Source organism: Nonomuraea sp. NPDC005650 (genome assembly GCF_040605375.1).
Taxonomy (GTDB): domain Bacteria; phylum Actinomycetota; class Actinomycetes; order Streptosporangiales; family Streptosporangiaceae; genus Nonomuraea.
In genome coordinates this window covers 1-22,646 of sequence record NZ_JBEXCR010000009.1, presented here as the reverse complement: position 1 = coordinate 22,646, position 22,646 = coordinate 1, and the positions used below count along the sequence as shown (strand labels likewise).

At 67.8% G+C, this 22,646-nt stretch carries 22 protein-coding genes; 13 read left to right on the top strand and 9 right to left on the bottom strand.

Annotation, left to right across the window (positions count from 1 at the left end; all coding sequences use genetic code 11):
• Nucleotides 1-10 precede the first annotated feature (10 nt).
• On the top strand, nt 11-2,446 hold the full coding sequence (locus tag ABZS69_RS16920) for a SpoIIE family protein phosphatase (protein WP_355372588.1): 2,436 nt from the start codon (nt 11-13) through the stop codon (nt 2,444-2,446).
• A gap of 15 nt (nt 2,447-2,461) precedes the next feature.
• On the opposite strand, the gene ABZS69_RS16915 is transcribed toward ABZS69_RS16920, so the two are convergent.
• The 3 genes from ABZS69_RS16915 to ABZS69_RS16905 all read right to left on the bottom strand — a co-directional run bounded on the left by ABZS69_RS16915 (nt 2,462) and on the right by ABZS69_RS16905 (nt 5,282).
• Complete coding sequence (locus ABZS69_RS16915; RefSeq protein ID WP_355372586.1) at nt 2,462-3,400, bottom strand: aldose epimerase family protein; 939 nt, start codon at nt 3,398-3,400, stop codon at nt 2,462-2,464.
• Nucleotides 3,397-4,359, bottom strand: a complete 963-nt coding sequence (locus ABZS69_RS16910; protein WP_355372584.1) for a LacI family DNA-binding transcriptional regulator — start codon at nt 4,357-4,359, stop codon at nt 3,397-3,399. The genes ABZS69_RS16915 and ABZS69_RS16910 overlap by 4 nt, the downstream gene beginning before the upstream one ends.
• A gap of 128 nt (nt 4,360-4,487) precedes the next feature.
• Complete coding sequence (locus ABZS69_RS16905; protein ID WP_355372581.1) at nt 4,488-5,282, bottom strand: NAD(P)-dependent oxidoreductase; 795 nt, start codon at nt 5,280-5,282, stop codon at nt 4,488-4,490.
• 135 nt (nt 5,283-5,417) lie between these two features.
• On the opposite strand from ABZS69_RS16905, the gene ABZS69_RS16900 reads away from it, so the two are divergent.
• From ABZS69_RS16900 to ABZS69_RS16880, 5 genes are all read left to right on the top strand, one after another.
• Complete coding sequence (locus ABZS69_RS16900) at nt 5,418-6,725, top strand: sugar ABC transporter substrate-binding protein (RefSeq protein WP_355372579.1); 1,308 nt, start codon at nt 5,418-5,420, stop codon at nt 6,723-6,725.
• Complete coding sequence (locus tag ABZS69_RS16895; protein WP_355372576.1) at nt 6,722-7,651, top strand: sugar ABC transporter permease; 930 nt, start codon at nt 6,722-6,724, stop codon at nt 7,649-7,651. Before ABZS69_RS16900 ends, ABZS69_RS16895 begins: the two co-directional genes overlap by 4 nt.
• On the top strand, nt 7,648-8,508 hold the full coding sequence (locus tag ABZS69_RS16890) for a carbohydrate ABC transporter permease (RefSeq protein WP_355372573.1): 861 nt from the start codon (nt 7,648-7,650) through the stop codon (nt 8,506-8,508). Before ABZS69_RS16895 ends, ABZS69_RS16890 begins: the two co-directional genes overlap by 4 nt.
• A 67-nt stretch (nt 8,509-8,575) precedes the next feature.
• Nucleotides 8,576-9,337, top strand: coding sequence for an IclR family transcriptional regulator (locus ABZS69_RS16885; RefSeq protein ID WP_355372570.1), 762 nt, complete (start codon nt 8,576-8,578; stop codon nt 9,335-9,337).
• A gap of 12 nt (nt 9,338-9,349) precedes the next feature.
• A complete protein-coding gene (locus ABZS69_RS16880; protein WP_355372567.1) occupies nt 9,350-10,255 on the top strand; it encodes a 5-dehydro-4-deoxyglucarate dehydratase in 906 nt (301 codons plus the stop codon).
• A 261-nt stretch (nt 10,256-10,516) separates the two neighbouring features.
• Here ABZS69_RS16880 and ABZS69_RS16875 read toward each other — a convergent pair whose 3' ends face one another.
• Nucleotides 10,517-11,986 (bottom strand): aldehyde dehydrogenase (NADP(+)), encoded by a 1,470-nt coding sequence (locus ABZS69_RS16875; RefSeq protein WP_355372564.1) that lies wholly within the window; start codon nt 11,984-11,986, stop codon nt 10,517-10,519.
• Nucleotides 11,987-12,090: 104 nt separating this feature from the next.
• Here ABZS69_RS16875 and ABZS69_RS16870 point away from each other — a divergent pair, with 104 nt between their 5' ends.
• The 3 genes from ABZS69_RS16870 (at nt 12,091) to ABZS69_RS16860 (ending at nt 15,167) form a co-directional block, all read left to right on the top strand.
• On the top strand, nt 12,091-13,347 hold the full coding sequence (locus tag ABZS69_RS16870; protein ID WP_355372561.1) for a glucarate dehydratase family protein: 1,257 nt from the start codon (nt 12,091-12,093) through the stop codon (nt 13,345-13,347).
• Complete coding sequence (locus tag ABZS69_RS16865; protein ID WP_355372558.1) at nt 13,344-14,585, top strand: hypothetical protein; 1,242 nt, start codon at nt 13,344-13,346, stop codon at nt 14,583-14,585. Before ABZS69_RS16870 ends, ABZS69_RS16865 begins: the two co-directional genes overlap by 4 nt.
• Before the next feature lie 66 nt (nt 14,586-14,651).
• Entirely contained in the window at nt 14,652-15,167 is a 516-nt protein-coding gene (locus tag ABZS69_RS16860) for a DUF402 domain-containing protein (protein WP_355372555.1), read from the top strand.
• Between the two features lie 194 nt (nt 15,168-15,361).
• On the opposite strand, the gene ABZS69_RS16855 is transcribed toward ABZS69_RS16860, so the two are convergent.
• The 5 genes from ABZS69_RS16855 to ABZS69_RS16835 form a co-directional block, all read right to left on the bottom strand.
• The gene (locus tag ABZS69_RS16855) at nt 15,362-15,736 is read right to left on the bottom strand and encodes a hypothetical protein (RefSeq protein ID WP_355372553.1); all 375 of its coding nucleotides are present in this window, start codon (nt 15,734-15,736) and stop codon (nt 15,362-15,364) included.
• A 57-nt stretch (nt 15,737-15,793) separates the two neighbouring features.
• Entirely contained in the window at nt 15,794-16,180 is a 387-nt protein-coding gene (locus tag ABZS69_RS16850; protein WP_355372550.1) for a hypothetical protein, read from the bottom strand.
• Between the two features lie 40 nt (nt 16,181-16,220).
• Nucleotides 16,221-16,583 (bottom strand): VOC family protein, encoded by a 363-nt coding sequence (locus ABZS69_RS16845; protein WP_355372547.1) that lies wholly within the window; start codon nt 16,581-16,583, stop codon nt 16,221-16,223.
• 322 nt (nt 16,584-16,905) lie between these two features.
• Entirely contained in the window at nt 16,906-17,547 is a 642-nt protein-coding gene (locus ABZS69_RS16840; RefSeq protein ID WP_355372544.1) for a response regulator transcription factor, read from the bottom strand.
• The gene (locus ABZS69_RS16835; RefSeq protein ID WP_355372542.1) at nt 17,544-18,740 is read right to left on the bottom strand and encodes a histidine kinase; all 1,197 of its coding nucleotides are present in this window, start codon (nt 18,738-18,740) and stop codon (nt 17,544-17,546) included. Before ABZS69_RS16835 ends, ABZS69_RS16840 begins: the two co-directional genes overlap by 4 nt.
• A gap of 68 nt (nt 18,741-18,808) precedes the next feature.
• On the opposite strand from ABZS69_RS16835, the gene ABZS69_RS16830 reads away from it, so the two are divergent.
• From ABZS69_RS16830 to ABZS69_RS16815, 4 genes are all read left to right on the top strand, one after another.
• Complete coding sequence (locus tag ABZS69_RS16830) at nt 18,809-19,573, top strand: ATP-binding cassette domain-containing protein (protein ID WP_355372539.1); 765 nt, start codon at nt 18,809-18,811, stop codon at nt 19,571-19,573.
• Entirely contained in the window at nt 19,570-20,334 is a 765-nt protein-coding gene (locus ABZS69_RS16825) for an ABC transporter permease subunit (protein WP_355372536.1), read from the top strand. The genes ABZS69_RS16830 and ABZS69_RS16825 overlap by 4 nt, the downstream gene beginning before the upstream one ends.
• 720 nt (nt 20,335-21,054) lie before the next feature.
• On the top strand, nt 21,055-21,831 hold the full coding sequence (locus tag ABZS69_RS16820; RefSeq protein WP_355372533.1) for an ABC transporter permease subunit: 777 nt from the start codon (nt 21,055-21,057) through the stop codon (nt 21,829-21,831).
• 519 nt (nt 21,832-22,350) lie between these two features.
• Nucleotides 22,351-22,646, top strand: a 296-nt coding sequence (locus tag ABZS69_RS16815) for a transposase (RefSeq protein ID WP_355372530.1), incomplete at its 3' end; no start/stop codon positions are given.

Here is a 22,646-nt window from a genome sequence, read left to right as displayed (position 1 = left end):
AGGACGCAGAGTGGACACGACAAGGGTGTCGAGCACGGCCTTCGACGGGACGCCGCATGCCCCGGCGCACGCGCGCAAGTTCGTCCGCCAGGTGCTCGGCGAGTGGCGCCTGAGCCACCTGGCCGAGGACGCCGTGCTGCTGACCAGCGAGCTCGTCACGAACGCCGTCGAGCACGCGGGCACCGGCATCGAGCTCACCTGCCGCCTGGACGTGGAGGCCAGTCCCCCGAAGCTGGAGATCCAGGTCGACGACCCCCACCCCGCTCGGACGATCCTGGCGGCCGGGCCCGTGCCCGAGCCGGCGCGTGCCTCCGTGCGCGGACTCGCCCTCGCGAACATGCTGGCCGACGCCTGGGGCGTCACGTACACGAAGACCGCCAAGCGCGTCTGGGTGCGCATGGAGATCACGGACGGCTGCGAGGTCCAGGAGGCCCCGCCGGCGCCGCCCGGCGGGGCGCCCATCGAGACGCTGCACGTCGGCGTCGTCGTGGCCGACCGCGACGGGGTCGTGCAGTCGTGGAACCCGGAGGCGGAGAAGCTGCTCGGCTGGCGGGCCGACCAGGCGATCGGCCGCTCCCTGGAGCGGCTGGTGGCCTGGCGCGGCCACGGGCCGTACGCGCTGTCGCTGGCCGACACCCTCAGCCTGGGCCGCTGGCGGGGCGAGACGCACATGCGGCACCAGGACGGCAGGCTGGTCCCCGTCTACGTCTCGCACCTGCGTTCCAGGCGGCAGCGGTGCTCGATCTGGATGGTGGTGGCCGCCGACCACGGCTACGTGCTGGCGCCACCGCCGGCGCCGCAGCTGCGCGGGGCGGGCCGGCGCATCAAGGACCTGCTCGACCAGGACGTGCCGTTCGCCGAGCTGCTCGACACGATCGCCCAGATCGTGCAGATCTCCAGCGGGGGCGACGCCGCGTACGTGCTGCTCGCGGCGGAGGGCGGCAACAGGTTCGGCGTGGCGGCGGGCGCGGGCGCGACGGCGGGGCTGGTGGGGGTGCTGGCCACCGGCGTGTTCGGCGCGGAGCGCAAGACCCCCACGATGATCGAGGACCTGCTCGCCGTGGACGTCGAGCTGGCCGAGCAGCTGCGCGCCAGATCGCTGGCGTGCGCGCCGCTGCTGGCGGGCGGCGAGCTGGCCGGATACATCGTGGTGACCGCCGCCCAGCCGGACCGCTTCGACCAGGAGCTCACGGTCAGCCTCCAGCACATCGCCGGTCAGGTGGCCGTGCCCGTGCAGCGCGAGCGGCTGGCCGAGCAGGACCGCGCGCACCGGGGGCGGCTGTCGTTCCTGGCCGAGGCGGGCGAGCTACTGGCCGGCGTGCACGACGAGGAGCTGATCGCGGCGCTGACCGCGCAGCTCGTCGTACCCAAGATCGCCACCTGGGCGGCCGTCTACCTGACCGACCTCGCGGGGATGACCAGGCTCGCCCACGTCTGGCACAGCGACGAGCGCCACAACGCCGACCTGCGCAAGTCACTGCCCGCGATCCCGCGCACCGCGCTCAGCGACGTGAGCTGGCCGGTCGGCCCCGAGAGCGTGCTGTCGTTCCCGCTGCTCACGCAGGGCAGGTCGCACGGGGCGCTGGTGATCGGCCGCGCCGAGCCGACGCTGCCGCTGGAGCTGGCCGACCTGCTGTCAGACCTGTGCCGCCTGGTGGCGCTCAACCTGCACACCGCCATGCTCTACACCAGGCAGGCGACCACCTCCCGGGTGCTGCAGCGCAGCCTGCTGCCCATGCGCGCGGCGCCCATGCCCGGCCTGGAGTCCGCGGTCGTCTACGAGCCGGCCGAGGAGGGCGCGCACGTCGGGGGCGACTTCTACGACCTGTTCACGGTGGGCGACCACTGGTGCTTCGCGCTGGGCGACGTGTGCGGCAGCGGGCCCGAGGCGGCCGCCGTCACCGGGCTGGCCCGCCATGCCGTACGCCTGCTGGCCAAGGAGCACTACACGGTGGCCGACATCTTCGACCGGCTCAACCACGCGCTGCTGGAGGAGGGCGAGGAGGGCAGGTTCCTGAGCCTGCTGTGCGGCGAGCTGACCCCGTTGCCGCAGGGCGGCGCGCTCTGCACGATCGCCTCCGCGGGGCACCCCCCGCCACTCCTGCTGCGCCCGAACGGCAAGGTCGAGCCCATGGCGACCCCGCAGCTGCTGCTGGGCATCGAGTCCGGCGCCAGGTTCTACGTGGAGACGTTCGAGCTGGCGCCGGAGGACCTGCTGCTGTGCGTCACCGACGGGGTGACCGAGCGGCGCAACGGCGGCCGGCTGCTCGACGACGGCGACGGGCTGGCCGCGCTGCTGTCCGGCTGCACGGGGCTGAGCGCCCACGCGGTCGCCGAACGCGTGCGGCACGCGGTCGAGACGTTCGCCGAGGAGCCGTCACAGGACGACGTGGCCCTGCTGGTGATCAAGGCTTCAGCCGTGAGGGAGCGCCGTCGCCCCGTCTGAGGCCGTGAGCCCCCGTCAGGACGTGAACCGGTACGTGGTCGTCGAGGTGCGCCGCCGGCCCGGCCGGAGCACGGTGGAGGGGAACTGCGGCTTGTTCGGCGAGTCGGGGAAGTGCTGCGTCTCCAGGCACAGCCCGCCGAAGGGCCCGTACGGCGTCGCGTCCCCGTCCAGCATGTGACCGGTGTAGAACTGCACGCCCGGCTCGGTCGTCGTGACCTCCATGGTCAGGCCGCCGGCCGTCACCGTGGCGCCACCGCCGCCGAGCACGTAGCAGTGGTCGTAGGCGCCGTCGTTCCGCTCCCCCACCGCGTGCGGCTCCGTGAAGTCGAACGGCGTGCCCTTGACCGGCGCGAGCTCTCCCGTGGGGATCTTGGCCTCGTCCACCGGCAGGTAGTGCTCGGCGTCGATCCACACGACGTGGTCCCGCACGTCGCCCTCGCCCGCCAGGTCGAAGTAGGAGTGGTTGGTGAGGTTGACCACGGTCGGGGCGTCGGCCTCCATCTCGTAGTCGATGCGCAGCGCGTCGTTGTCGAGCGTGTACGTCACCCGGGCGGTCAGCGTGCCCGGGTAGCCCTCGTCTCCGCTGGGGCTGATCAGCCTGAACGTCGCCGACTTGGCGTCGTTGGACTCGATGGTCCACACCTGCTTGTCGAAGCCCACGATGCCGCCGTGCAGGTGGGCGGTGCCGTTGTTGACGGCCAGCTCGTACTCGACGCCGTCCAGGGTGAAGCGGCCGTTGGCGATGCGGTTGCCGTACCTGCCGACGACCGCGCCGAAGTAGCGGCTGCGGGTCTGGTAGTCCTCCAGCGTGTCCAGCCCGAGCACCACGTTGCGGCCGGACACCTCCAGCGAGCGCACGATGGCGCCGTACGTGAGCACCTCGGCGCGCAGCCGTCCCGACGACAGCTCCACCAGCTCGACGCTCTCCCCCGACGGCAGCGTTCCGAAGTTCATGATTGGGCCCTTCCCGTGGACTCGCGGACAATGAGAGCGGTGTCGAGGGTCACTGTCGCGCCCTCGCCCCCCGACTGGAGCAGCAGGTCGACTGCCATCCTCCCGGCGGCCACGGCCGGCATGGCCACCGTGGTGAGCTTGGGCCGGTTGAGCCGTCCCGGCAGGATGTCGTCGAACCCGATCACACTTATCTGGTCTGGTACCCCTATCCCCATCTCCGACAGCCCCTCAATGAGACCAAGCGCGACGAGATCGTTGTACGCCAGCACCGCCGTCGCCCCGCAGGCCGCCACGTCGGCGGCCACCGACAGGCCGCCCGACTCCGTGGGCTGGTTGGGGCCGAAGAAGACGAGGTCGAGCCCGGGCGCCTCGGCCGCGGCGCCCTGCATCTCGTTGCTGGTCCACGAACCGATCGGGCCCGACACGAGCGCGATCCTGCGGTGCCCCAGCCCGACCAGGTGCTCCAGCGCCAGCTTGGCGCCCTGGGCGACGTTCATCAGCACGGCGGGCATGCCCTTGATCCGCCGGTTGATCACCACGAACGGCACGTCCTCCGCCAGCCGCTCGATCATCTTGTTCGACAGTCGCGGGCTGCACAGCAGGACGCCGTCCACCTGCTTGGTGAACGTCCTGATCAGCTCCTCCTCGACGCGCGGGTCCTCGTCGGTGTCCGCCACGAACACGTGGTAGTCCCGGCCCCTGGCCTGCGCCTGGGCGGCCTTGATGAGCGGCGGGAAGAACGGGTTGGAGATGTCGGCCACGATCAGGCCCATGTTGAACGTGCGGCCGGTCGTGAGCGCTCTGGCCGCGCGGTTGGGCCGGTAACCGAGGTCGTCGGCGGCGGCCAGCACGCGGCTCCTGGTGGCAGGATTGACGAGGTGGGGTGCGGAGAAGGTGCGGGACACAGTGGACACGTGCACGCCGCAGGCGCGGGCCACGTCCTTGATCGTCGCCGCCATCGCCGTCCTCCCTTGCAAACGGTTGCCAGACTAAACCTTGACCTTCACACCTGTCGCCGTCAAGGTTTTTGCAACCGGTTGCTGGCCCCCGCGTGCGCCAACCCTGCATCGGCCGCCGGTCGGCCCGGTTACCAGCGACCCCCCAGCTCGTTGAGGGTGAACACCCCACCGGCACGGTTGTGGAGCGGCGCGGCAAGGTCCGGCTCCCCCTGCTCGGCGATGAGCGCCGCCGCCTGGGCGTCGGAGGAGTCGCGGGACTCGTACCCGATGGCCTCGGCCTCCTCCAGCGACCACCACCGCCGCGCGTTGTCCGAGACCCCCCAGACCACGTGGTACCCGGGCGCGGTCAGCGCCGCTTCGGTCAGCCGGGCCAGGTCGTCAGGTGAGATCCACGTGGCCAGCCCGCGCGTGTCGCCGGAGGCCTCGCTGCAGGTGCCGAGCCGGACCACGGTGATGTTCATGCCGAACCGGTCGTGGTACAGGCTCCCCAGGGCCTCCATGACGACCTTGCTCACTCCGTAAAAGGTGTCAGGCCGGGGAAAGGCGTAGTCGGGCAGATCGGAGCCGTCGGCGGGCCGGGTGTGGAAACCGGCCGCATGGTGGCTGCCCATGAGCACCAACTGCTGGACGCCCTCCTCGCGCGCCGCCTCCAACAGCACTTGCGTACCGTTGATGTTGGCCTGCACGATGTCTGCCCAGGGATGTTCCCGGCTCTGGCCGCCAAGGTGCACCACCGCGTCCACGCCCTTCATCGCCTCGGCCACCGCGGCCGGGTCGGCGAGGTCGGCCGCCACCCACTCCTCGCCGGGGCCCGGCTCGATCGGGTGGAGGTCGGAAAGCCGCAGGGTGCGGCCGTCACGGGCGAGCCGTGGGCGGAGCAGTGTGCCGACTTTTCCAGCGGCTCCGGTCATAAGAATGCGCATGTCTCATGGTGTACACGATTCTGACCGAAATTCACATCCTTGAATATTGACCGTGAACCATGCCGCTAGTTACGTTCGCAGACACGAGTTCAAGTCCACGACTCAAGTCCACGTATGTGAACGGGAGGCGGTCTGATGTCACGTCGTCTGCTCGGGGTCGCAGTGACAGCGGCCCTGGCCGTAACGCTGACAGGCTGCGGTTCCGGGGGATCAGGCTCTGACAACGCACTGGAGATCTGGATCAGGCAGGCGCCCGATTCGGACTCCGCCAAGACGGCGGTGAAACTCGCCGACGCATTCACTAAGGCCAGCGGGGTGAAGACGAAAGTCGTCGCGTTATTCGACGACTTCGAGACCAAGCTCAACCAGCAGGCCGCCCAGAAGCAGCTTCCCGACATCGTCATCAACGACACCGCCCAACTCGGCAACATGCACTCGCAAGGCTGGCTGCGCGAGATCGACAAGGCCACGCTGGCCAACGGCGACAAGCTGTCCGAGCGCGCGTGGGTGGCCGCCACGGGGGCCGACGGCAAGTTCTACGCCGCCCCGTTCTCCGCCCAGTCCTTCGCGCTGATCGTACGGAAGGACTGGCGCGAGAAGGTCGGCATGGAGCCGCCGCAGAGCTGGGAAGACCTGGCCAAGCTGGCCCAGGCGTTCACCCAGAAGGACCCCGACGGCAACGGCCAGGCCGACACGGCGGGATTCGTCATCCCCGCGGGCACCAAGCGCGGCTACGCCTCCTGGTACGCCTCCTCCCTCATCTACGCCAACGGCGGCGACTTCATCAAGAGCACCGGCGGCGGCCACTTCCAGTCCACCGTCAACGACCCGAAGACCGTCGAGGCCGTCCAGTACCTGCAGGACCAGTTCTGCAAGACCAAGTCCGTCAACCCGGGCGCCGTCAGCAACGACACGACCGTCACGCACGAGGTGTTCGAGAAGGGCCAGGGCGGCATCTACCTGGTCGGCCCGTACGTGCTCGCCAGGTTCGTCAAGAGCATCGGCACCGACAAGATCGAGGTCCTGCCCCTGCCTAAGGGCCCGTCCGGCGGCCCCGGCACCCTCGGCGAGGGCGAGAACGTCTACCTGATGGCCGGCTCCGACCAGCAGGACGCGCAGAAGAAGTTCGCCGAGTTCGCGATCTCCCCCGAGGGCCAGAAGATCGGCATGAACAAGGACGCCAACGGCGCCATCGTCCGCCTGCCCGTCAACACGCAGGTCGACATGGCCGGCGAACGGCAGGACCCGCGCTGGAAGGTGTTCCAGGACGCCTACGCCAACGCCGTCTACGCCCCACCCGTGCCGAACTGGGCGCCCATCCGCCAGGATTCGGCCGACTCCATCAACGCGGTCTGGGCCGACTGCGCCTCCAACGTCAAGACGGCCATGGACCAGCTGAACACCAAGCTCACGCAGGAACTCCAGAGCCAGAAAGCGTCATGACCTCGACACTGACCGAGGCGCGCAGCCGCACGACGACCCCCCACCGCCGCCCCAAGCGGGCGCGGTGGCGGGGGCCGCTGATCGCCTGGCTGTTCCTGGCGCCCGCGCTGCTGCTGTTCCTGTACTTCAAGTTCATCCCGATGTTCGTGGGCCTGTGGAAGAGCTTCTTCAAGGTCCAGACGTTCCTCGGCGATGAGTGGCTGGGCCTGCAGAACTACCAGACGATCATCAGCGACGCCGACTTCGCCGCGGCGATCTGGCACAGCATCCTGCTGGCGCTGGGCACCACGGTCGGCTCGCTGGTGCTGGGTCTGGGGTTCGCGCTGCTCATCGAGGGGCCGGCGCGCTACCTGTGGTTCGTGCGCACCGCGGCCTTCCTGCCCGTCGTCACCACGATGGCGGCCGTGGCCGAGGTGTGGCGGATCATGTTCCACCCGGCCGACAGCGGGATGCTGAACGTCATCATCGGCTGGGTCGGCATCGATCCCCAGCCGTGGCTGGCCAGTGAGCACTCCTCGCTGTGGTCGATCATGCTGATGAGCATCTGGCGCGGCACCCCGTACGACATGATGATCTTCCTGGCGGGGCTGGTCGGCGTCGACCGCACCTTGTACGAGGCCGCGGCCGTGGACGGCGCCTCCACCTGGCACCGGCTGCGGCACATCACGCTGCCCGCCCTGCGGCCGGTGTTCTGGATCCTGTTCACGCTGGCCGCCATCCGCGGGCTGCGGGTCTTCGTCGAGGTGTACGTCCTGACGAACGGCGGTCCGAACGGGTCGTCCGAGGTACTGATGACGCTGATCTACAAGCTCGGGTTCCAGAAGAACGACCTGGGCGTGGCCTCGGCGGGCGGGATCGTGCTGTTCCTGGCCACGCTGGCGCTGACCCTGGTCGCGCAGATGTTGCGCAGGAGGCAGGCGACATGAGGTTCGACAGCGCTCTGGGGCTGGAGTCGCGCAAGGGCCCGCTGGCCGTCGGCGGAAAAGTCCTGATTTATAGCTTTATGGTGGTGGTTTTTACCGGGCCACTGGTCGGGCTGCTCGTCAGCGCCTTCAGCAAGACGCTCGACCCCACCTCCTTCTCCCTGTGGCCGGACGAGTTCACGCTGGAGAACTTCGTCCAGGCCAAGGAGAAGAACGTCTACCTCTACCTGCTCAACTCCTTCATCGTCGTCGGCTTCGGCCTGCTGCTGCAGATGCTGGTGAGCGTCTTCGCGGCGTACTCGCTGGCCCGCAAGAAGTTTCGCGGCATGACGTTCGTGCTGCTGCTCATGCTCACCACGATGATGCTGCCGGAGGAGATCATCGCGATCCCCCTCTCGCTGGTCCTGGCCGACATGCCGCTGCTGCACGTGAATCTCATCGGCACGTACGCGGGCATGATCCTGCCGGTCGGCGCCTGGGGCTTCTCCATCCTGGTCATGACCGAGTTCATGAAGGAGGTGCCGGTCGAACTGGAAGAGGCCGCACGCATCGACGGCGCGGGTGAAGTACGGATCTTCGCCACCATCATCCTGCCGCTGTGCCGTCCCGCGCTCGGCGTGATCGGGGTGTTCGGCTTCACGATGATCTGGGACCAGTACCTGCTGCCCCTGATCGTCGCGCCCGAGTCGAGCATGTGGACGCTGCCCATCGCGCTGCGTTCGCTCCGCTCCGACGAGGAGGTGGGGATCGGCGTGCTGCTGGCCGCGTCGCTGCTGGCGCTGCTGCCGTCGATCATCGCGTTCCTGGCCTTCCAGCGACAGTTCATGCGCGGTCTGACAAGCGGTGCCATCAAGGGTTAAGTGTCCATGTATCTGGACGCTATCCCATATCCTGGACGTCGAACCCGCAGCAGTAGATGGGAAGAGTATGGAGCCTCAGCTGGTCAAGTCCGCGGAACGGACGGTGCGCATCCTGGAGGCACTGGCCGAGTCGCACGACAGCCTGACGCTGTCGGAGCTCCAGCAGCGCACCGGGTTCCCGCGCAGCAGCCTCCACGCCCTCATGCGGACACTGGTCGAGCTCAACTGGGTCGAGACCGACTCGGCCAGGTCGGCGTTCGGGATCGGCCCGCACGCGCTGCTCACCGGCACCGCGTACCTCGACAAGGATCCGGCGCTGCCGTTCGCGCAGGAGACCCTGGAAGACCTGCGGGCAGAGATCGGACAGACCGCCCACTTCGCCCGCCGGGACGGCGGGCACGTCCTCTACCTGGCCACCCGCGAGTCGCGCGAGGCCGACCACGTGATCCCCAGGGTGGGCCGGCGGCTGCCCGCCCACGTCACGGCGCTCGGCCAGGTGCTCCTCGCCCAGCTCACCGACGACGAGGTCATGGCCATCCTGCCGGAGCCGCTGTCCGGGCTCACCGAGCACACGATCACGGACCTGAACAAACTGACCGGCGAGCTCGACCAGGTCCGCACCCGTGGCTGGGCCTACGAACGAGAGCAGGGCACGCCCGGCCTGGCCTGCGTGGCCGTGGCGGTCGACTACCGCATCCCGGCCACGGATGCGATCAGCTGCTCGATGCCCGCGAGGCTGGCGCCCGGCGAGGTCGAGCGGATCACCGAGGCAGTGATCAAACACACCCGCAAGCTGGCTGCCACCCTGCGCAGGGAGGGCATCCGCTAGAAAGGACTGTCGATGCGGCTGGATGGTGTTCTCTTCTTCCCGGTGACCCCTTTCGAAGCCGATGGCGACCTCGCCGAAGCCGTACTGGCGCGGCACGTCGCCGACGGAGTCGCGGCGGGAGCGGGAGGGGTGTTCACCGCGTGCGGCACCGGTGAGTTCAACGCCCTCGACCTCGACGAATACACCCGGGTGGTGGGCGTCTCCGTCACCTCCACCGCCGGTCGTGTCCCGGTCTTCGCCGGCGCGGGCGGCCCGCTGCCCGCCGCCAAGGCCATCGCCCGCGCGGCCGCCGCCCAGGGCGCCGACGGACTGCTGCTCATGCCTCCCTACCTGGTCAGCGGCCCGCCCGCGGGCCTGGTGCGCTACGTACGCGAGATCGCGGCGACCGTCGACCTGCCGATCATCATCTACCAGCGCGGCACCACCCGCTTCACCCCATCGGCCGTCGCCGAACTGGCCCAAGTGCCCGACATCGTCGGCTTCAAGGACGGGCTGGGGGACTTCGACCTGCTGCAACGGATCATCCTCACCGTCCGCCGATCCACCGACAAGGACTTCACCTTCTTCAACGGCCTCCCCACCGCCGAACTGACCGTCCCCGCCTACCGCGGCCTCGGCGTGAACCTGTACTCGAGCGCGGTGTTCGCATTCGCACCCGAGATCTCGCTGGCCTTCTACAAGGCGGTGACAGGCGGGGACGAGGTGCTGGCGCAGCGGCTGCTGACCGACTTCTACCTCCCGCTGGTGGAGCTACGCGACCTCGTCCCCGGCTACGCGGTCGCGCTGGTGAAGGCGGGGGTGCGGTTGCGGGGGGTGGAGGCCGGAGGCGTACGCGCGCCTCTGGTGGACCCGACACCCGAACACATCGAGCGCCTGGAACGGATCATCGCAAGGGGCCTGGAAATAGCCGGCGCCTAAGCCCGCGCCTGCCTGGCCTGGGGTGATGGCACGGCGGTGCGGGCTGGTCGGCCGCTCGGGCTCACCCCGCACCATCACCACAACCAGACCGGCCCCACACACCGCCACCCCAGCCAACCGGCTCCCCCATCACGACGCCGTCGCCCAGGGCCGATACCCCGCCTCACGGCTGACCGGCCAGCCTCACAGCCGGCCGGTCAGCCGCACAAACCATCGCCACGGGCCCCACCTCCGCCATCACCCCACTTCAGGGGGGCCGGCTCACACCTCGAGACGACCGTCAACCCTCCGCGGAACGGACAGCGGGTTGTCGTCCTTGAGCTGGTCCGGCAGCAGCGCCTCCGGCCAGTCCTGGTACGCCGTAGGCGCCAGCCACCGATCGATCGCCGTCGCCCCGACAGAGGTGGTCGTAGTGGTCGCGGCAGGCCAAGGACCGCCGTGCTGCATCGCCCAGCACACGGCCACCCCGGTCGGCCACCCGTTCCAGATGAGCCGACCGGCCTTCCTCCCCAGCACCTCGACGACCTCGCCGGCCTCGTCCGGGTCGGCGCCGTGGACGGTCGCGGTCAGCGACCCTTCCAGCCGCTCAAGCACAGGCCGCAGATCGGAAATTTCCCGATACGTCACCACGATCGACGCCGGCCCGAAGCACTCCTCGGCGATCCGCGGCAGCTTCTCCTCGAACGTGTCGAGATCGGCGGTGAACACCTTGGGCGTGACCGCCCAGCTGCCCTCGCCGGGCTTGCCCTCGGCCAGCAGGCGCAGCTCGCCCAGCCGCTCGACACCGCCGACGTATCCGTCCCTGATCCGCTCGGCCAGCATGGGGCCACCGCTGGTCCCCGCGACCGCCTCGGCCAGCGCCTTCTGCAGCTCGTCGCCCTCGGGAACGAACATGAGACCGGGGTTCGTGCAGAACTGCCCGACCCCCAGCGTCAGCGACCCGGCGAACCCCGTGGCCACGTCCTTGGCCGGCGCGGAAGGCAGCACGACGACGGGGTTGACGCTGCCCAGCTCACCGTAGAACGGGATCGGCACCTCCCGCTCATCGATCAGCCGCTGGATCGCCTTGCCCCCGGCCACGGACCCGGTGAACCCGGCCGCGACCACCCCGGGGTGCTGCACCAGATCGATCCCGGCCTGCATGCCCTGCACCAGACCCAGCAGGTCCGGGTACGGAAGCGCGTCACGAACGATCTTCGCCACCCGCTCGGAGGTGTTCGGATGCCCGGGGTGCGCCTTGACGACCACCGGACACCCAGCGGCCAGCGCGGACGCCGTGTCACCCCCGGCCACGGAGAACGCGAACGGGAAGTTGCTGGCCGCGAACACGGCGACGACACCCGGCAGGGCATGCTTCATCCGCCGCACGTCGGGCCGGGGTGGCGCGAGCGAGGCATCCGCGTGATCGATGATGGCCTCGACGTAACCGCCGTCCCTGAGGACCTGGGCGAAGAGCCGGAACTGGCCCGCCGTACGCGCGACCTCGCCGCGCAGCCGTACCTCGCCGAGCGCGGTCTCCTGGTCGGCGAGCTGCCACAGCTCGTCCACGTGCGCGGTCAGCGCATCGGCGACGGCCTCGAGCGCGACCGCGCGCTCAGCCGCCGGAGTCGCCCGCCAGGCCGTGCCGGCGGCGGCCGCGGCGGAAACGATCAAGTCGACCCCGGCACTGCCGGTCTCGGGCAGTGCGGCGCCAACGGTCTCGCCGGTCCTGGGGTCGTGTCCGTAGATCATCGAAAGGCCCTTCCGAGCTTGACACTTCTTCAGCTTGATTCTTACAGTTGCGGCAACTTGTCCACAAATCTGGCTATTGTTCACATATCTGGACGGCGGTCTAAATGATCATTAGGCAGATCCACGTCACCCCTGTCGCCTTTCGGGATCCGCCTCTTCTGAACGCCGCCGGAGTCCACGAACCGTGGGCCCTCCGCACCATTGTCGAGGTCGTCACTGATGAAGGTTTGACCGGGTTGGGGGAGACCTACGGGGACCTCGGACACCTGGGCAAGGTACGCGAGTGCGCGCAGGCCTTCATCGGCCTCGACGTGCACGCCACGAACACGATGTACGCCCGGATCAGCGCGATCGTCGGCCACACGGTGACCGATCTGCATGGATTGACCGGTGCGGCCACCAAGGAGAAGAGCATCGATCGGGTCTTCTCCCCCTTCGAGGTCGCTTGCCTCGACATTCGCGGCAAGGCGGCCGGCGTCCCGGTGACCGACCTTTTGGGCGGCCGCGTCCGGGATGCCGTGCCGTACAGCGCCTACCTCTTCTACAAGTGGGCGGGCCACCCCGACGAGGCCCCCGACCGGTTCGGTGCGGCCCTGGACGAATCGGGTGTCGTGGAACAAGCGACCCTCCTCATCAACGAATACGGCTTCGAGTCCATCAAGCTCAAAGGCGGCGTCTTTCCTCCCGACCAGGAAATAGCCGCGATCCGCGCGCTGCACGAGGCGTTCCCTGAGACGCCCCTCCGCCTGGACCCGAACGCCACCTGGACGGTCGAGACGTCGATCCGCGTGGGCCGGGAGCTGGAGGGCACCCTCCAATACCTGGAAGACCCCACCCCCGGCATTTCCGGCATGGCGGAAGTGGCCGCCGCCGTCCCCATGCCGCTGGCCACGAACATGTGCGTGGTCACCCACGAGCACCTCCCTCCCGCCATCGCGTCCAGCGCGATCGGCGTACTCCTCCTGGACCACCACTACTGGGGTGGCTTGGTGCGTTCCGCGCATGTCGCCACCTTGTGCGACACATTCGGACTGGCGCTGTCCATGCACTCCAACTCCCACCTCGGGATCAGCCTGGCCGCCATGACCCATTTGGCCGCCGCCACCCCGAACCTCACGTTCGCGTGTGACACGCACACCCCCTGGCAGGATGGCCAGGACGTGATCGCGCCCGGCGCCCTGCGCTTCGTGAACGGCGCCGTCCCCGTGCCCGCCGGCCCCGGCCTCGGCGTCGAGCTCGACCGCGACGCGCTGGCCGTCATGAACGAGCAGTACGAGAAGTGCGGGATCTCCGCCCGCGACGACACGAGTTACATGCAACGCTTCGAGCCCACCTTTTCCGCAAGGAGACCGCGCTGGTGAACGTGGCCTACGTCTACCCCTGGGACATCGTCGGCGACCCCGCCGCCCCCGACCGCCTGGCCGGCCTGGGAGTGGAGGCGGTAGCTCTGGCAGCGAGCTACCACTCGACGAGAGCCGCCACGCCTTACCACCCGTCCCATCGCGTACTCGACGTCCCCTATCCGGCCTTCTACCTCCCGATCCGCCCCGCGTCCTGGTCCCGCCTGGTTCCCGCGGCCCCCACCTGGACCCCGGAGGACGCGTACCTCCAGGCCAGAGACGCCCTGAAGGCGGTCGGCCTGCAGGTGCACGCCTGGACCGTCCTGACTCACAACTCCTACCTGGGCACCGCGAATCCCGACCTGGTCGTACGCAACGCCTTCGGCGACCCCTATCCGTACGCGATCTGCCCCGCCCACGAGGACGTTCTTGAGTACTGCGAGCACCTGGTCGAGGAGATCCTCGCGGTAGGCGAGCCGGACGGCCTCATCCTGGAGGCCTGCGGCCCGATGGGCTTCGGTCACCAGAGCGTCCACGAGAAGACCTCCGGTGCGGACTGGACACCCGCCGACTCGGACCTCCTCTCCTTGTGCTTCTGCACGGCCTGCGCCGACCGCTACCCGGCAACCACCCGGGACAGAGTCCGCGCCGCCATAGACCGCACCCACCCCACAGATTCGTACCGAGCCACACCCGCCCGCATCACCACCCCTGCAACAACCCACTCCGCGACATCCATTTCCGCGGCCCACACCAGCGCCTCTCCGGCTGACGGCACGGCCACCGGCGCTCCACCGCTCACGATCGAAGACGCTCTCGGCGAACTGACCGACGAGGTGCGCGACGTTCGCCGCGGCCTGTCCGATTCCCTCCGCCGCCGCCTGATCGCCGTCGCCCGAAGGACCGCCCCCGGCACCCCCATCACCCTCCACGCCAACCCGAACCCCTGGGCAGCAGGAGCCTTCGCACCTCTGCCGTCAGGCGAACCGGGAGCAGACGTGCTCGTCGCCAACTGCTGGGGCGACCCCGCCACGGACGCCACCCGCCTCGCCCAGCTCAAGGACCTGTCCACCCCGGGCCAGCGAATCGGCGCCTACGTCCTCACCCTGCCCCCTCGCCCTGCCGACCCCGCGGTACTGGTCGACCAGCTCCGTACGTACGCCAAGGCAGGAGCGACCGAGTTTCACCTGTACCACGCCGGCCTGGCCTCCCCACAACGCCTGGCCGCCATCACTGAAGCCCTACGCCGGCACGCCTAACGCGGCAAACCCAGCCACCCGAACTCCCACCGAAAACCAGGGCCCTGCGCACGCAAGCCTCACACCGTGGATAAGTTGCCACATGTGACCGATGTACGAGTTGTGTACCGAAAGTACGGCGGAGCGCTGCACTGGAACCACTCCGGCCGACTCCTGGGCGAGGACGAACACGGAGTCTGGGCGGAAGTCCCCGGCGGAACGGTCGCCCGCAAGGGCGAGGGCCCACCGGTCACCTGGGAGACCACCGCGATCATGCTATTCCCTCGAAACGCCTGGTGGACGGCGTCCTTCAACTCACCACCCCACCGGGCCGAGATCTACGTCGACGTCACGACCGTCCCAGAGTGGAGAGACGGCGAGGTGACGATGCTCGACCTCGATCTCGACGTGATCCGGATGCGGGACGGCCGGCTCATCCTCGACGACGAGGACGAGTTCGCCGAACATCAGGTCCTCCTGGGCTATCCCCCCGAACTCATCACCCAGGCAGAAGCCACCGCACGCTGGCTACTCGACGCAGTAGGCCACAGAAAGGGCCCATTCGACGGCGCCCACCTCGAGTGGCTCGCAAGAACAACCTGATCAGCTCAGCCCACTCAACCCCGCGCACCATAACAAGGCCGCCAATATCGACCCAACAAAACACAGACAGCTTCAACATCAACCACACAACCCCAGGGCCGAAGTGTTCTCATATGGTGGGACCGAGCAGCTGAAGGCCGTCGCCTGGGGGCTGCGGCAGTGGTCAGTAGCGGCGGCGATATTGGACCAGCCGATCAGCCGAGTAAGGCCGATAGCCAGGTTGTGCAGGCTCGCCAGGATGCGGGGAGCGGCACCGGTCCGCACTTCGCAGGCGTCTCCGCAGTAAGTGACGTCCTTTGCAGGCGTCTTCGCAGTAAGCGACATCCTCCGCAGGCGTCTCCGCGGTAAGTGACGTCGCGAATGTGGTGCAGTGCCTCGATGCCCCAGTGGCCGCGGATCAGCTCAGCGAGCTGGGCCTGGGCCATTCGGCCGGGCGGCAGGCTGGTGATGGCATAGATCGTGACGATGGTGGTCTTGCCGGTCTTGCGGTCGGTGCGGCGACACTTGACCTGGATTGCCTGGACCGCATACGGGAAGGGCAGCCCTGGGCGGACGGTGCAGATCTTCATGCGGCGATCTTGCGGCGGCCATGCCCGCGCTCGTCAGTGCGGTCGTTGAGGATGGCTTCACGCCAGGGCAGGCCCTTGAGCCGGCACAGGAGCGAGGATGGCTTCACGCCAGGGCAGGGCCTTGAGCTGGCGCAGGAGCGTGGTCTGGTTGCCTTTGACGATGAACACATAGTGGCCGCCCACCTCGACGATCTGCCGGGCGTGTTCGTGCTGGGTGTGCAGAGCGTCGGCGGTGACCACCGGGGCCGCGTCTATCATCTCCGCACCGGAGTGTGCCCGCGAGCAGGGCAGCGTGCAAAGCCGCATACGACAGAACGCGCACAGCGTCCTGCTTGTAGACAATGCGATGAGCGCAAACAGGTCCGACACCCAACCGCTTACGACGCGACAAGCCAACACGGCAAGCCCACAACACCAGCGTGCCGTCGCGACGATCACATCCACCGGCCAGCACGTCCACTTCTGCCGATCAACGGCCGCGCGATCAGCCGTCGTCGCGGCACAAGCAGAACGGGTGGCCGGCCGGGTCGAAAAGCACCCGGACATTGTCTCGCGGCTGTTCTTCGGCGACCGAAGCTCCGAGGGCGACCGCCTCGGCGACCGCGGAGTCCAGATCTCCGACCTGGAAGTCGAAGTGCATCATCGGACGCTGCTGCCCATCGACAGGTGGCCAGACGGGAGCTTGGTAACCGGTCGCCTGCTGGAACACGACATAGATAGATCCCTCGGGAGCGGCGAGAATCGTCGTTCCCGGCTCCTCATGGCCGATGGGCCACCCGAGCAGCTCGGAGTAGAACTTCGCCAAAGCGCCGGGGTCGGGCGCCTCGATAGCGGTTCCCCACCACATGCCCCCTGTTCGAGATCGCACCGTGCACCTTCCCACGTAAGCGTCGATGTTGGTTCTTGTGCACGCTACAGCCAGTTGTGGACGTTCTACTTCCGGAATGGTGACCCGTTGGCGATCATCGTGACGCACCGTGTCGGACGCCTCATGAGTCCACCGTTGAACAGCGCCATCGGCCCGCGCACGTTCACACATACCCGGCTCTACTCATTGACCCGTACGCCGACAGGGCGCCCTGAATCACCTACCCACCCAAGGGATGTGACCGTCCCACCAGACAAGAACGCTTCAGCCCTGCACGCAACCCGTGCCGGTGCAGGCAAATTCAGCCCGCAGCGGAAACCAGCCCACTCTCGTACGCCGCAATAACGAGTTGCGCCCGATCCCGGGCCTCCAGTTTGGCGAGCAGCCGAGTGATATGAGTCTTCACCGTAGCCAAGCTCACCTGTAGATATTCCGCGATCTCCCCATTGGACAAGCCCCGCGCGATCAACGTCAGAACTTCTCGCTCCCGCTCCGTAACCCCGCCCAATCCCTTCACCCGGGGCAGAACAGGCGTACGCGTGAACTCTTCAATCAGCCTGCGGGTAACCGTAGGCGCCAGCAGCGCCTCCCCACTCGCGACCACACGGATAGCGGCAAGCAGATCCGCAGGCGGCGTGTCCTTCAACAGGAATCCGCTAGCCCCGGCCCGCAACGCATCATAGACGTAAGAATCGAGATCGAACATCGTCACGACAAGCACTCGTGAAACATCCCTGAGGCGCCGAGCAGCCTCAATCCCATCCATTTCTGGCATTCGAACGTCCATAAGCACGACATCCGGCCGCTGCTCCAAAGCAACACTGACAGCTTCGACCCCTGTGGCCGCTTCTCCGACGACAGCCAGATCGGGCTCGGAGTCCACCAGCACTCGAAAACTTCCCCTGAGCAACGCCTGATCATCGGCGATAACGACCCGGATCACGAGACCTCCTCATAAGGCAGTTCGGCGAAAACACGAAACCCTCGACCAGAAAGGCGCCCGGCTTCGAACGTCCCGCCGTACATCATGACCCGCTCCCGCATCCCGATCAGGCCATGCCCGGTGCCGGCAGCAGACGACGCACGGCTGCCGGCCCCGTCATCCACCACCTCGATCCGTACCGTCTTTCCATCAGCGAACACGGACACCCGACAGCGAGCACGCGCGGCATGTTTGATGACATTCGTCAGCGCTTCCTGCACGATGCGATAAACCGACAGCCCCACGCCCTCAGGTGGCCGCCCTCGCCCTTCAGGCTGCCCCTCCTTCGCTTCATCGCTGCTCCCGATCCGTACCTTGAGCTCGACCTCGACCCCCGCCAGCCGAGCCTGCGCCACCAACCCTTCGATCCCCGCGAGGCCAGGAGCAGGAACGAACTCAGGCTTGGACGACGATCTCAGCACACCGAGCAGATGGCGCATCTCAACCAGCGCGCTCCGACTGGCAGTCTCGATCACACGCAGCGCGTCATGCGCCTCGTCCGGCCTGGTCGCCATCACGTGATTGGCCACACCGGCCTTGACGGCGATCAATCCCACGCTGTGGGTGACCACATCGTGCAACTCCCGAGCGATCCGTAAACGCTCCTCCGTCACCGCCTGCGTCGCCAACCGCTCAGCGTCACGGGCCGCGTAATGCCTGCGCTCCTGCACGGCCCGACCGACCGTCCAAGCGCCGCCCAGCGCCGCGATCCCCATGAGTGGCTGGTCGAGATGCACCAGCCATCCAGGAGCGGTGTCACGCGGCGCACCTGCCACAGCCAGGCCGAGAACCGTGACCAGGCTCAACCCGCCGATGGCCGACGTCGGGACCACCGCGCCGAACCTGCCGGAGAGGGCGACTATATATAGGGCGTACGCGGGCGCGAGATAGGCGAATCCCACGGCGTCGACCAGCGCGGCGAAGATGGCGAGCACAAGCGTGAAACAGAAGACGGGCAGAGGCCACAGTCTCCGCAGCGCCAGCGGCAGCCCCAGCCCGAGAGGAATGGCGATTCTCATCCAGGGCGGCAGCGCGGTGGCGTTCACCGCAACCGTGAAGGAAACTAAGGCGAAGCACATCCCTGCCACCAGATCGAGCATGAGCAACTGGCCACGGCTCAATCGCCTGGCGAAGAAGGGATGGGTGTCGTCCACGCGTTGAACGGTAGCCGCTGCCGCGGTCCCCTCACGTCAACCCAGGGTCTGACCTTGAGATTCGAACCGTGGTCCGACGCGCCGGCGACCCGCCGTCCCGCATTCTTTACGGCGTGATCGAACTCCAGCACCTCACGAAGCGCTACGGCGACACCCTCGCCGTGGACAACCTGTCGTTCAGGGTCGAGCCAGGCCACGTCACGGGCTTCCTCGGTCCCAACGGCGCGGGCAAGTCCACCACAATGCGCCTGATCCTCGGCCTCGACGCCCCGACCTCCGGCCAAGCGCTGGTCAACGGGCGCCGATACACGTCGATCGCCAAGCCGATGCACGAGGTGGGCACCCTCCTCGACGCAGGTGCAGTCCACGGCGGCCGCAGCGCCTACAACCACCTGCTGTCTCTGGCCCGCACCAACGACATCGGCGCCACCCGAGTGGCCGAGGTGCTCGACCAGGTCGGGCTGGCCGGCGTGGCGCGAAAACGGGTGGGCGGGTTCTCACTCGGCATGAAACAGCGGCTCGGCATAGCGTCGGCGCTTCTCGGCGATCCGGCCGTGCTGATGTTCGACGAGCCGGTGAACGGCCTGGATCCGGACGGCGTGCGCTGGATCCGCGACCTCATGCGCTCTCTGGCCGCCGAAGGCCGCACGATCCTGCTCTCCAGCCACCTGATGAGCGAGATGGCCCTCACCGCCGAGCGCATCGTCATCGTCGGCCGCGGCAAGCTGATCGCCGAGGCCACGGTCGCGGAGCTGACCGCGCACTGTCCCTCGCTCGAAGACGCCTACATGGCCCTGACCGCCGGCAGCGTCCAGTACGGAGCGTCCCGATGAGAGCGGTCCTCTCCGCCGAATGGCTGAAGCTACGCTCAGTTACTTCCACTTACCAAACGATGGGTACGGCGGCCCTCACAGTGCTCCTGGGCGCGGCATGGACCGTCTATGTGAGCGGCCTGGCCGACGAGCGGGGCGAGCTGAGAGCGGCGGCCCCGGAGCAGGGCTTTCTCCCACTCGTCCAGATCAGCCTGGCAGTGCTGGGCGTGCTCGCGATCACTTCCGAATACGCCACAGGAACGATTCGCACCAGTCTGATCGCCGTCCCGAAACGCGGCACATTACTTCTGGCCAAGGCCGGCATCGTCGGCCTGGCCACCTTGATAGCCGCGAACGCGGTCCTCCTGGTCACCTATTCGGCGAGCCGCTTGATAGCGAGCGGTCACGAGTTGGGCTTCAACGACACCTCGATAACCGACGACCTGCCGATGCTGCTTGCCTCCGGCCTGTCGGTGACCGCGCTGGCATTGGTAGGCCTCGGCCTGGGCACCGCGATCCGCTCAACGGCGGGAGCAATCGTCTCGATCGTGGCACTGCTTTTCGTACTACCGGGCGTAGTCAACTACTTGCCCCCACCTTGGAACACCCGCGTGGCCACGCTCCTCCTGCCGAACCTCGTCCCCCAAATAGCCGACCAGCGCCTCTCCTCACGCTTGGGCGACGGGCTCCTGCCGCCCTGGGCCGCACTAGCCGCTCTCCTCGCCTACCCACTCATCGCCCTCGCCATCGGCTACCACCAACTCCACCGAAGAGACGTGTGACCCCTCCCTCTTCCAGAACGAAACGCTCACAGGCATCACCAAAACGGCGATAACCACCCGTAGAACACCACCAGCCCTGAAAGAAAACCCACACAGCCACCCTCACCCAAACCGCACGCCCGCACGCCCGCACGAGCATCCATCCCGCGTCAGGAGTTACTTGAGCTTCTCCATACGGGCACCAAGCAGCCACAAGTCTGCTCCCACCGCCGGAGTACAGACCGCAAAGCCTGTTTTCGCCACAGGAGCGCAGACCGCAATGCCTGTTCTCACCGCAGCAGCAGCCGGCCGAGCAAACGCTCCCGCCAAAGGGCGCGCCCGCTCAAGCATCTCCGACCCCAGAACCAACGACCGTGAATGTCCCAACTGCAGTAACAACGCGAACAAGCACGCTTTCGCCACGAAGGACCGCCTATACGAACATCCGCCTGCAGCCGGAAGCGCCGCTCAGGCGAGCACCCCAGCGGGGGCATATTCCCTCTCACACTTCGGCGAGCGCCTCAACAACGCCCCACGAACGCCCCCACCATCACCTATCCGAACGTTTCCGTACCAGGGCTAAAGACCCCGGGAACGTGAATGCAACCCCGCACGAACGCTGCCGCCCCAGGAACTGGGGTTACAGAGCAATTCCCCAGGAACGGACCCACCTCACATGAACACACACATCCGAAGAATGGATACCCCCGTGGGCATCCTCAGCTCGGAGCGGACGGAAGCATGAGCGTTCTCGCCTCGGAATGGCTGAAGGTCCGTTCCCTCCGTTCGACCTACCTGATCCTCGGGCTCAGTCTCTGCACGGTCCTCCTGGGTCTCGCGCTCGCCGTGATGGCCGCCAACATGTACGACACCGCTCCCGCCACCCAGCAACCCAACGCCCGGATCGCGGACCTGGAGGAGGTGATCGTGATCGTGCCCCAGCTGTGCATGGGCATCCTGGGCACGCTCGCCATCACCTCCGAATACGTAACCGGCTTGATCAGAACGAGCTTGACCGTCGTGCCACGCCGCTGGCCCGTCCTTGCCGCCAAATCCGCGGTCGTGGGCGCACTCGGCCTGATCATCGGCTTGCTGACGGTCTTCGGCACGTACTTCGTCACCCGATGGGTGCTGGGCGACCGCTTCTCCGGCGCGTACACCGGCGCCTTCGTGGACAGGCTGCCACTCCTCACCGCCATCAGCCTCACGGTGCCCACGTTCGCGCTGCTCGGCTTGGGCCTAGGCGCGCTCTTCCGCTCGACCGCCGCTTCCATCGCCACCTTGGCCGGCCTCGTCTACGTGATCCCCATAATCATCGGCAACATCCCGGAGCCCTGGAGTGAACGCCTCGGCTCGGTGATGATCGGCGCCCTTCCCCGCGAGCTCACCGGCGACTTCATCACCACATCGGTATACGGCTCCCTCTTGTCTCCCGCAGCCGCTGCCGCAGTGCTGGTCGCCTATGCGGCGGTCCCGTTGTTGGCGGCCGCGTGGCTGGTACGCCGGAGAGACGCCTGAGATGTCCGCCTCGGAGCCTTTGATGCGACCGGCCCATCACCACACCAGCTCACGCCTGAGCGCCGGCTCCCGGCTCAGGGGTGTATGGGAACTCATCCGCCGCATCATCGGTCTCCCAGGAGTACGCCGCGACACCAGCGCAGTGGCAGGGCGCACAGGACAAGCATGCATGCCCGTCCACAGAGCGCGGAGGCACCTACAGGATCCGAGCGATAGCACCAACCCATCGACACCACGCCTGCTCGTTCAGTGGGGCGCAGCGGCACCAAATCCCCCGAGCCACCGTGACCAACCCACGGGGCGGGACCACCAAACGCCCATCGCCGCCGGCACCCACCCCGCAGGGCGGGACCACCAAACGCCCGTCACCGTTAGCACCCACCCCGCGGAGCGGGACCACCAAACGCTCCTCGCCGTTGGCACCCACCCTCCGGGGCGGGACCGCCAAGGACCTCAGACGACTAAGAGCTGTTTCTTAGATCTGCTGACTAATCGTGGTGATGTTGTCACGATCAGTTCATGGGGCGTGGTGACTTAACGAACGCCGAGTGGGAGCGGCTCCGGCCGCTGCTGCCCGAAGGTGGCCAACGGGGCGGGCGATGGAATGACCACCGCACGACGATCGACGGCGTGCTGTACAGGGCACGGACCGGGCTGCCGTGGCGGGACCTGCCCGAGCGGTTCGGTCCATGGATCACGGTCTACAAACGGCATCGCCGCTGGTCGGCCGATGGCACCTGGCAGATGCTGCTGACCGCGATCCAGGCCGAGCAGGACGCCGAGGGGCGGGTGGACTGGGACATCGCCGTGGACTC

Coding starts and splice junctions, on each gene's coding strand:
- ABZS69_RS16915 (WP_355372586.1), bottom strand. CDS start 3,400: ATGAACTTCGGAACGCTGCCGTCGGGGGAGAGCGTCGAGCTGGTGGAG.
- ABZS69_RS16910 (WP_355372584.1), bottom strand. CDS start 4,359: ATGGCGGCGACGATCAAGGACGTGGCCCGCGCCTGCGGCGTGCACGTG.
- ABZS69_RS16905 (WP_355372581.1), bottom strand. CDS start 5,282: ATGCGCATTCTTATGACCGGAGCCGCTGGAAAAGTCGGCACACTGCTC.
- ABZS69_RS16900 (WP_355372579.1), top strand. CDS start 5,418: ATGTCACGTCGTCTGCTCGGGGTCGCAGTGACAGCGGCCCTGGCCGTA.
- ABZS69_RS16895 (WP_355372576.1), top strand. CDS start 6,722: ATGACCTCGACACTGACCGAGGCGCGCAGCCGCACGACGACCCCCCAC.
- ABZS69_RS16890 (WP_355372573.1), top strand. CDS start 7,648: ATGAGGTTCGACAGCGCTCTGGGGCTGGAGTCGCGCAAGGGCCCGCTG.
- ABZS69_RS16885 (WP_355372570.1), top strand. CDS start 8,576: ATGGAGCCTCAGCTGGTCAAGTCCGCGGAACGGACGGTGCGCATCCTG.
- ABZS69_RS16880 (WP_355372567.1), top strand. CDS start 9,350: ATGCGGCTGGATGGTGTTCTCTTCTTCCCGGTGACCCCTTTCGAAGCC.
- ABZS69_RS16875 (WP_355372564.1), bottom strand. CDS start 11,986: ATGATCTACGGACACGACCCCAGGACCGGCGAGACCGTTGGCGCCGCA.
- ABZS69_RS16870 (WP_355372561.1), top strand. CDS start 12,091: ATGATCATTAGGCAGATCCACGTCACCCCTGTCGCCTTTCGGGATCCG.
- ABZS69_RS16855 (WP_355372553.1), bottom strand. CDS start 15,736: ATGAAGATCTGCACCGTCCGCCCAGGGCTGCCCTTCCCGTATGCGGTC.
- ABZS69_RS16845 (WP_355372547.1), bottom strand. CDS start 16,583: ATGTGGTGGGGAACCGCTATCGAGGCGCCCGACCCCGGCGCTTTGGCG.
- ABZS69_RS16825 (WP_355372536.1), top strand. CDS start 19,570: ATGAGAGCGGTCCTCTCCGCCGAATGGCTGAAGCTACGCTCAGTTACT.
- ABZS69_RS16820 (WP_355372533.1), top strand. CDS start 21,055: ATGAGCGTTCTCGCCTCGGAATGGCTGAAGGTCCGTTCCCTCCGTTCG.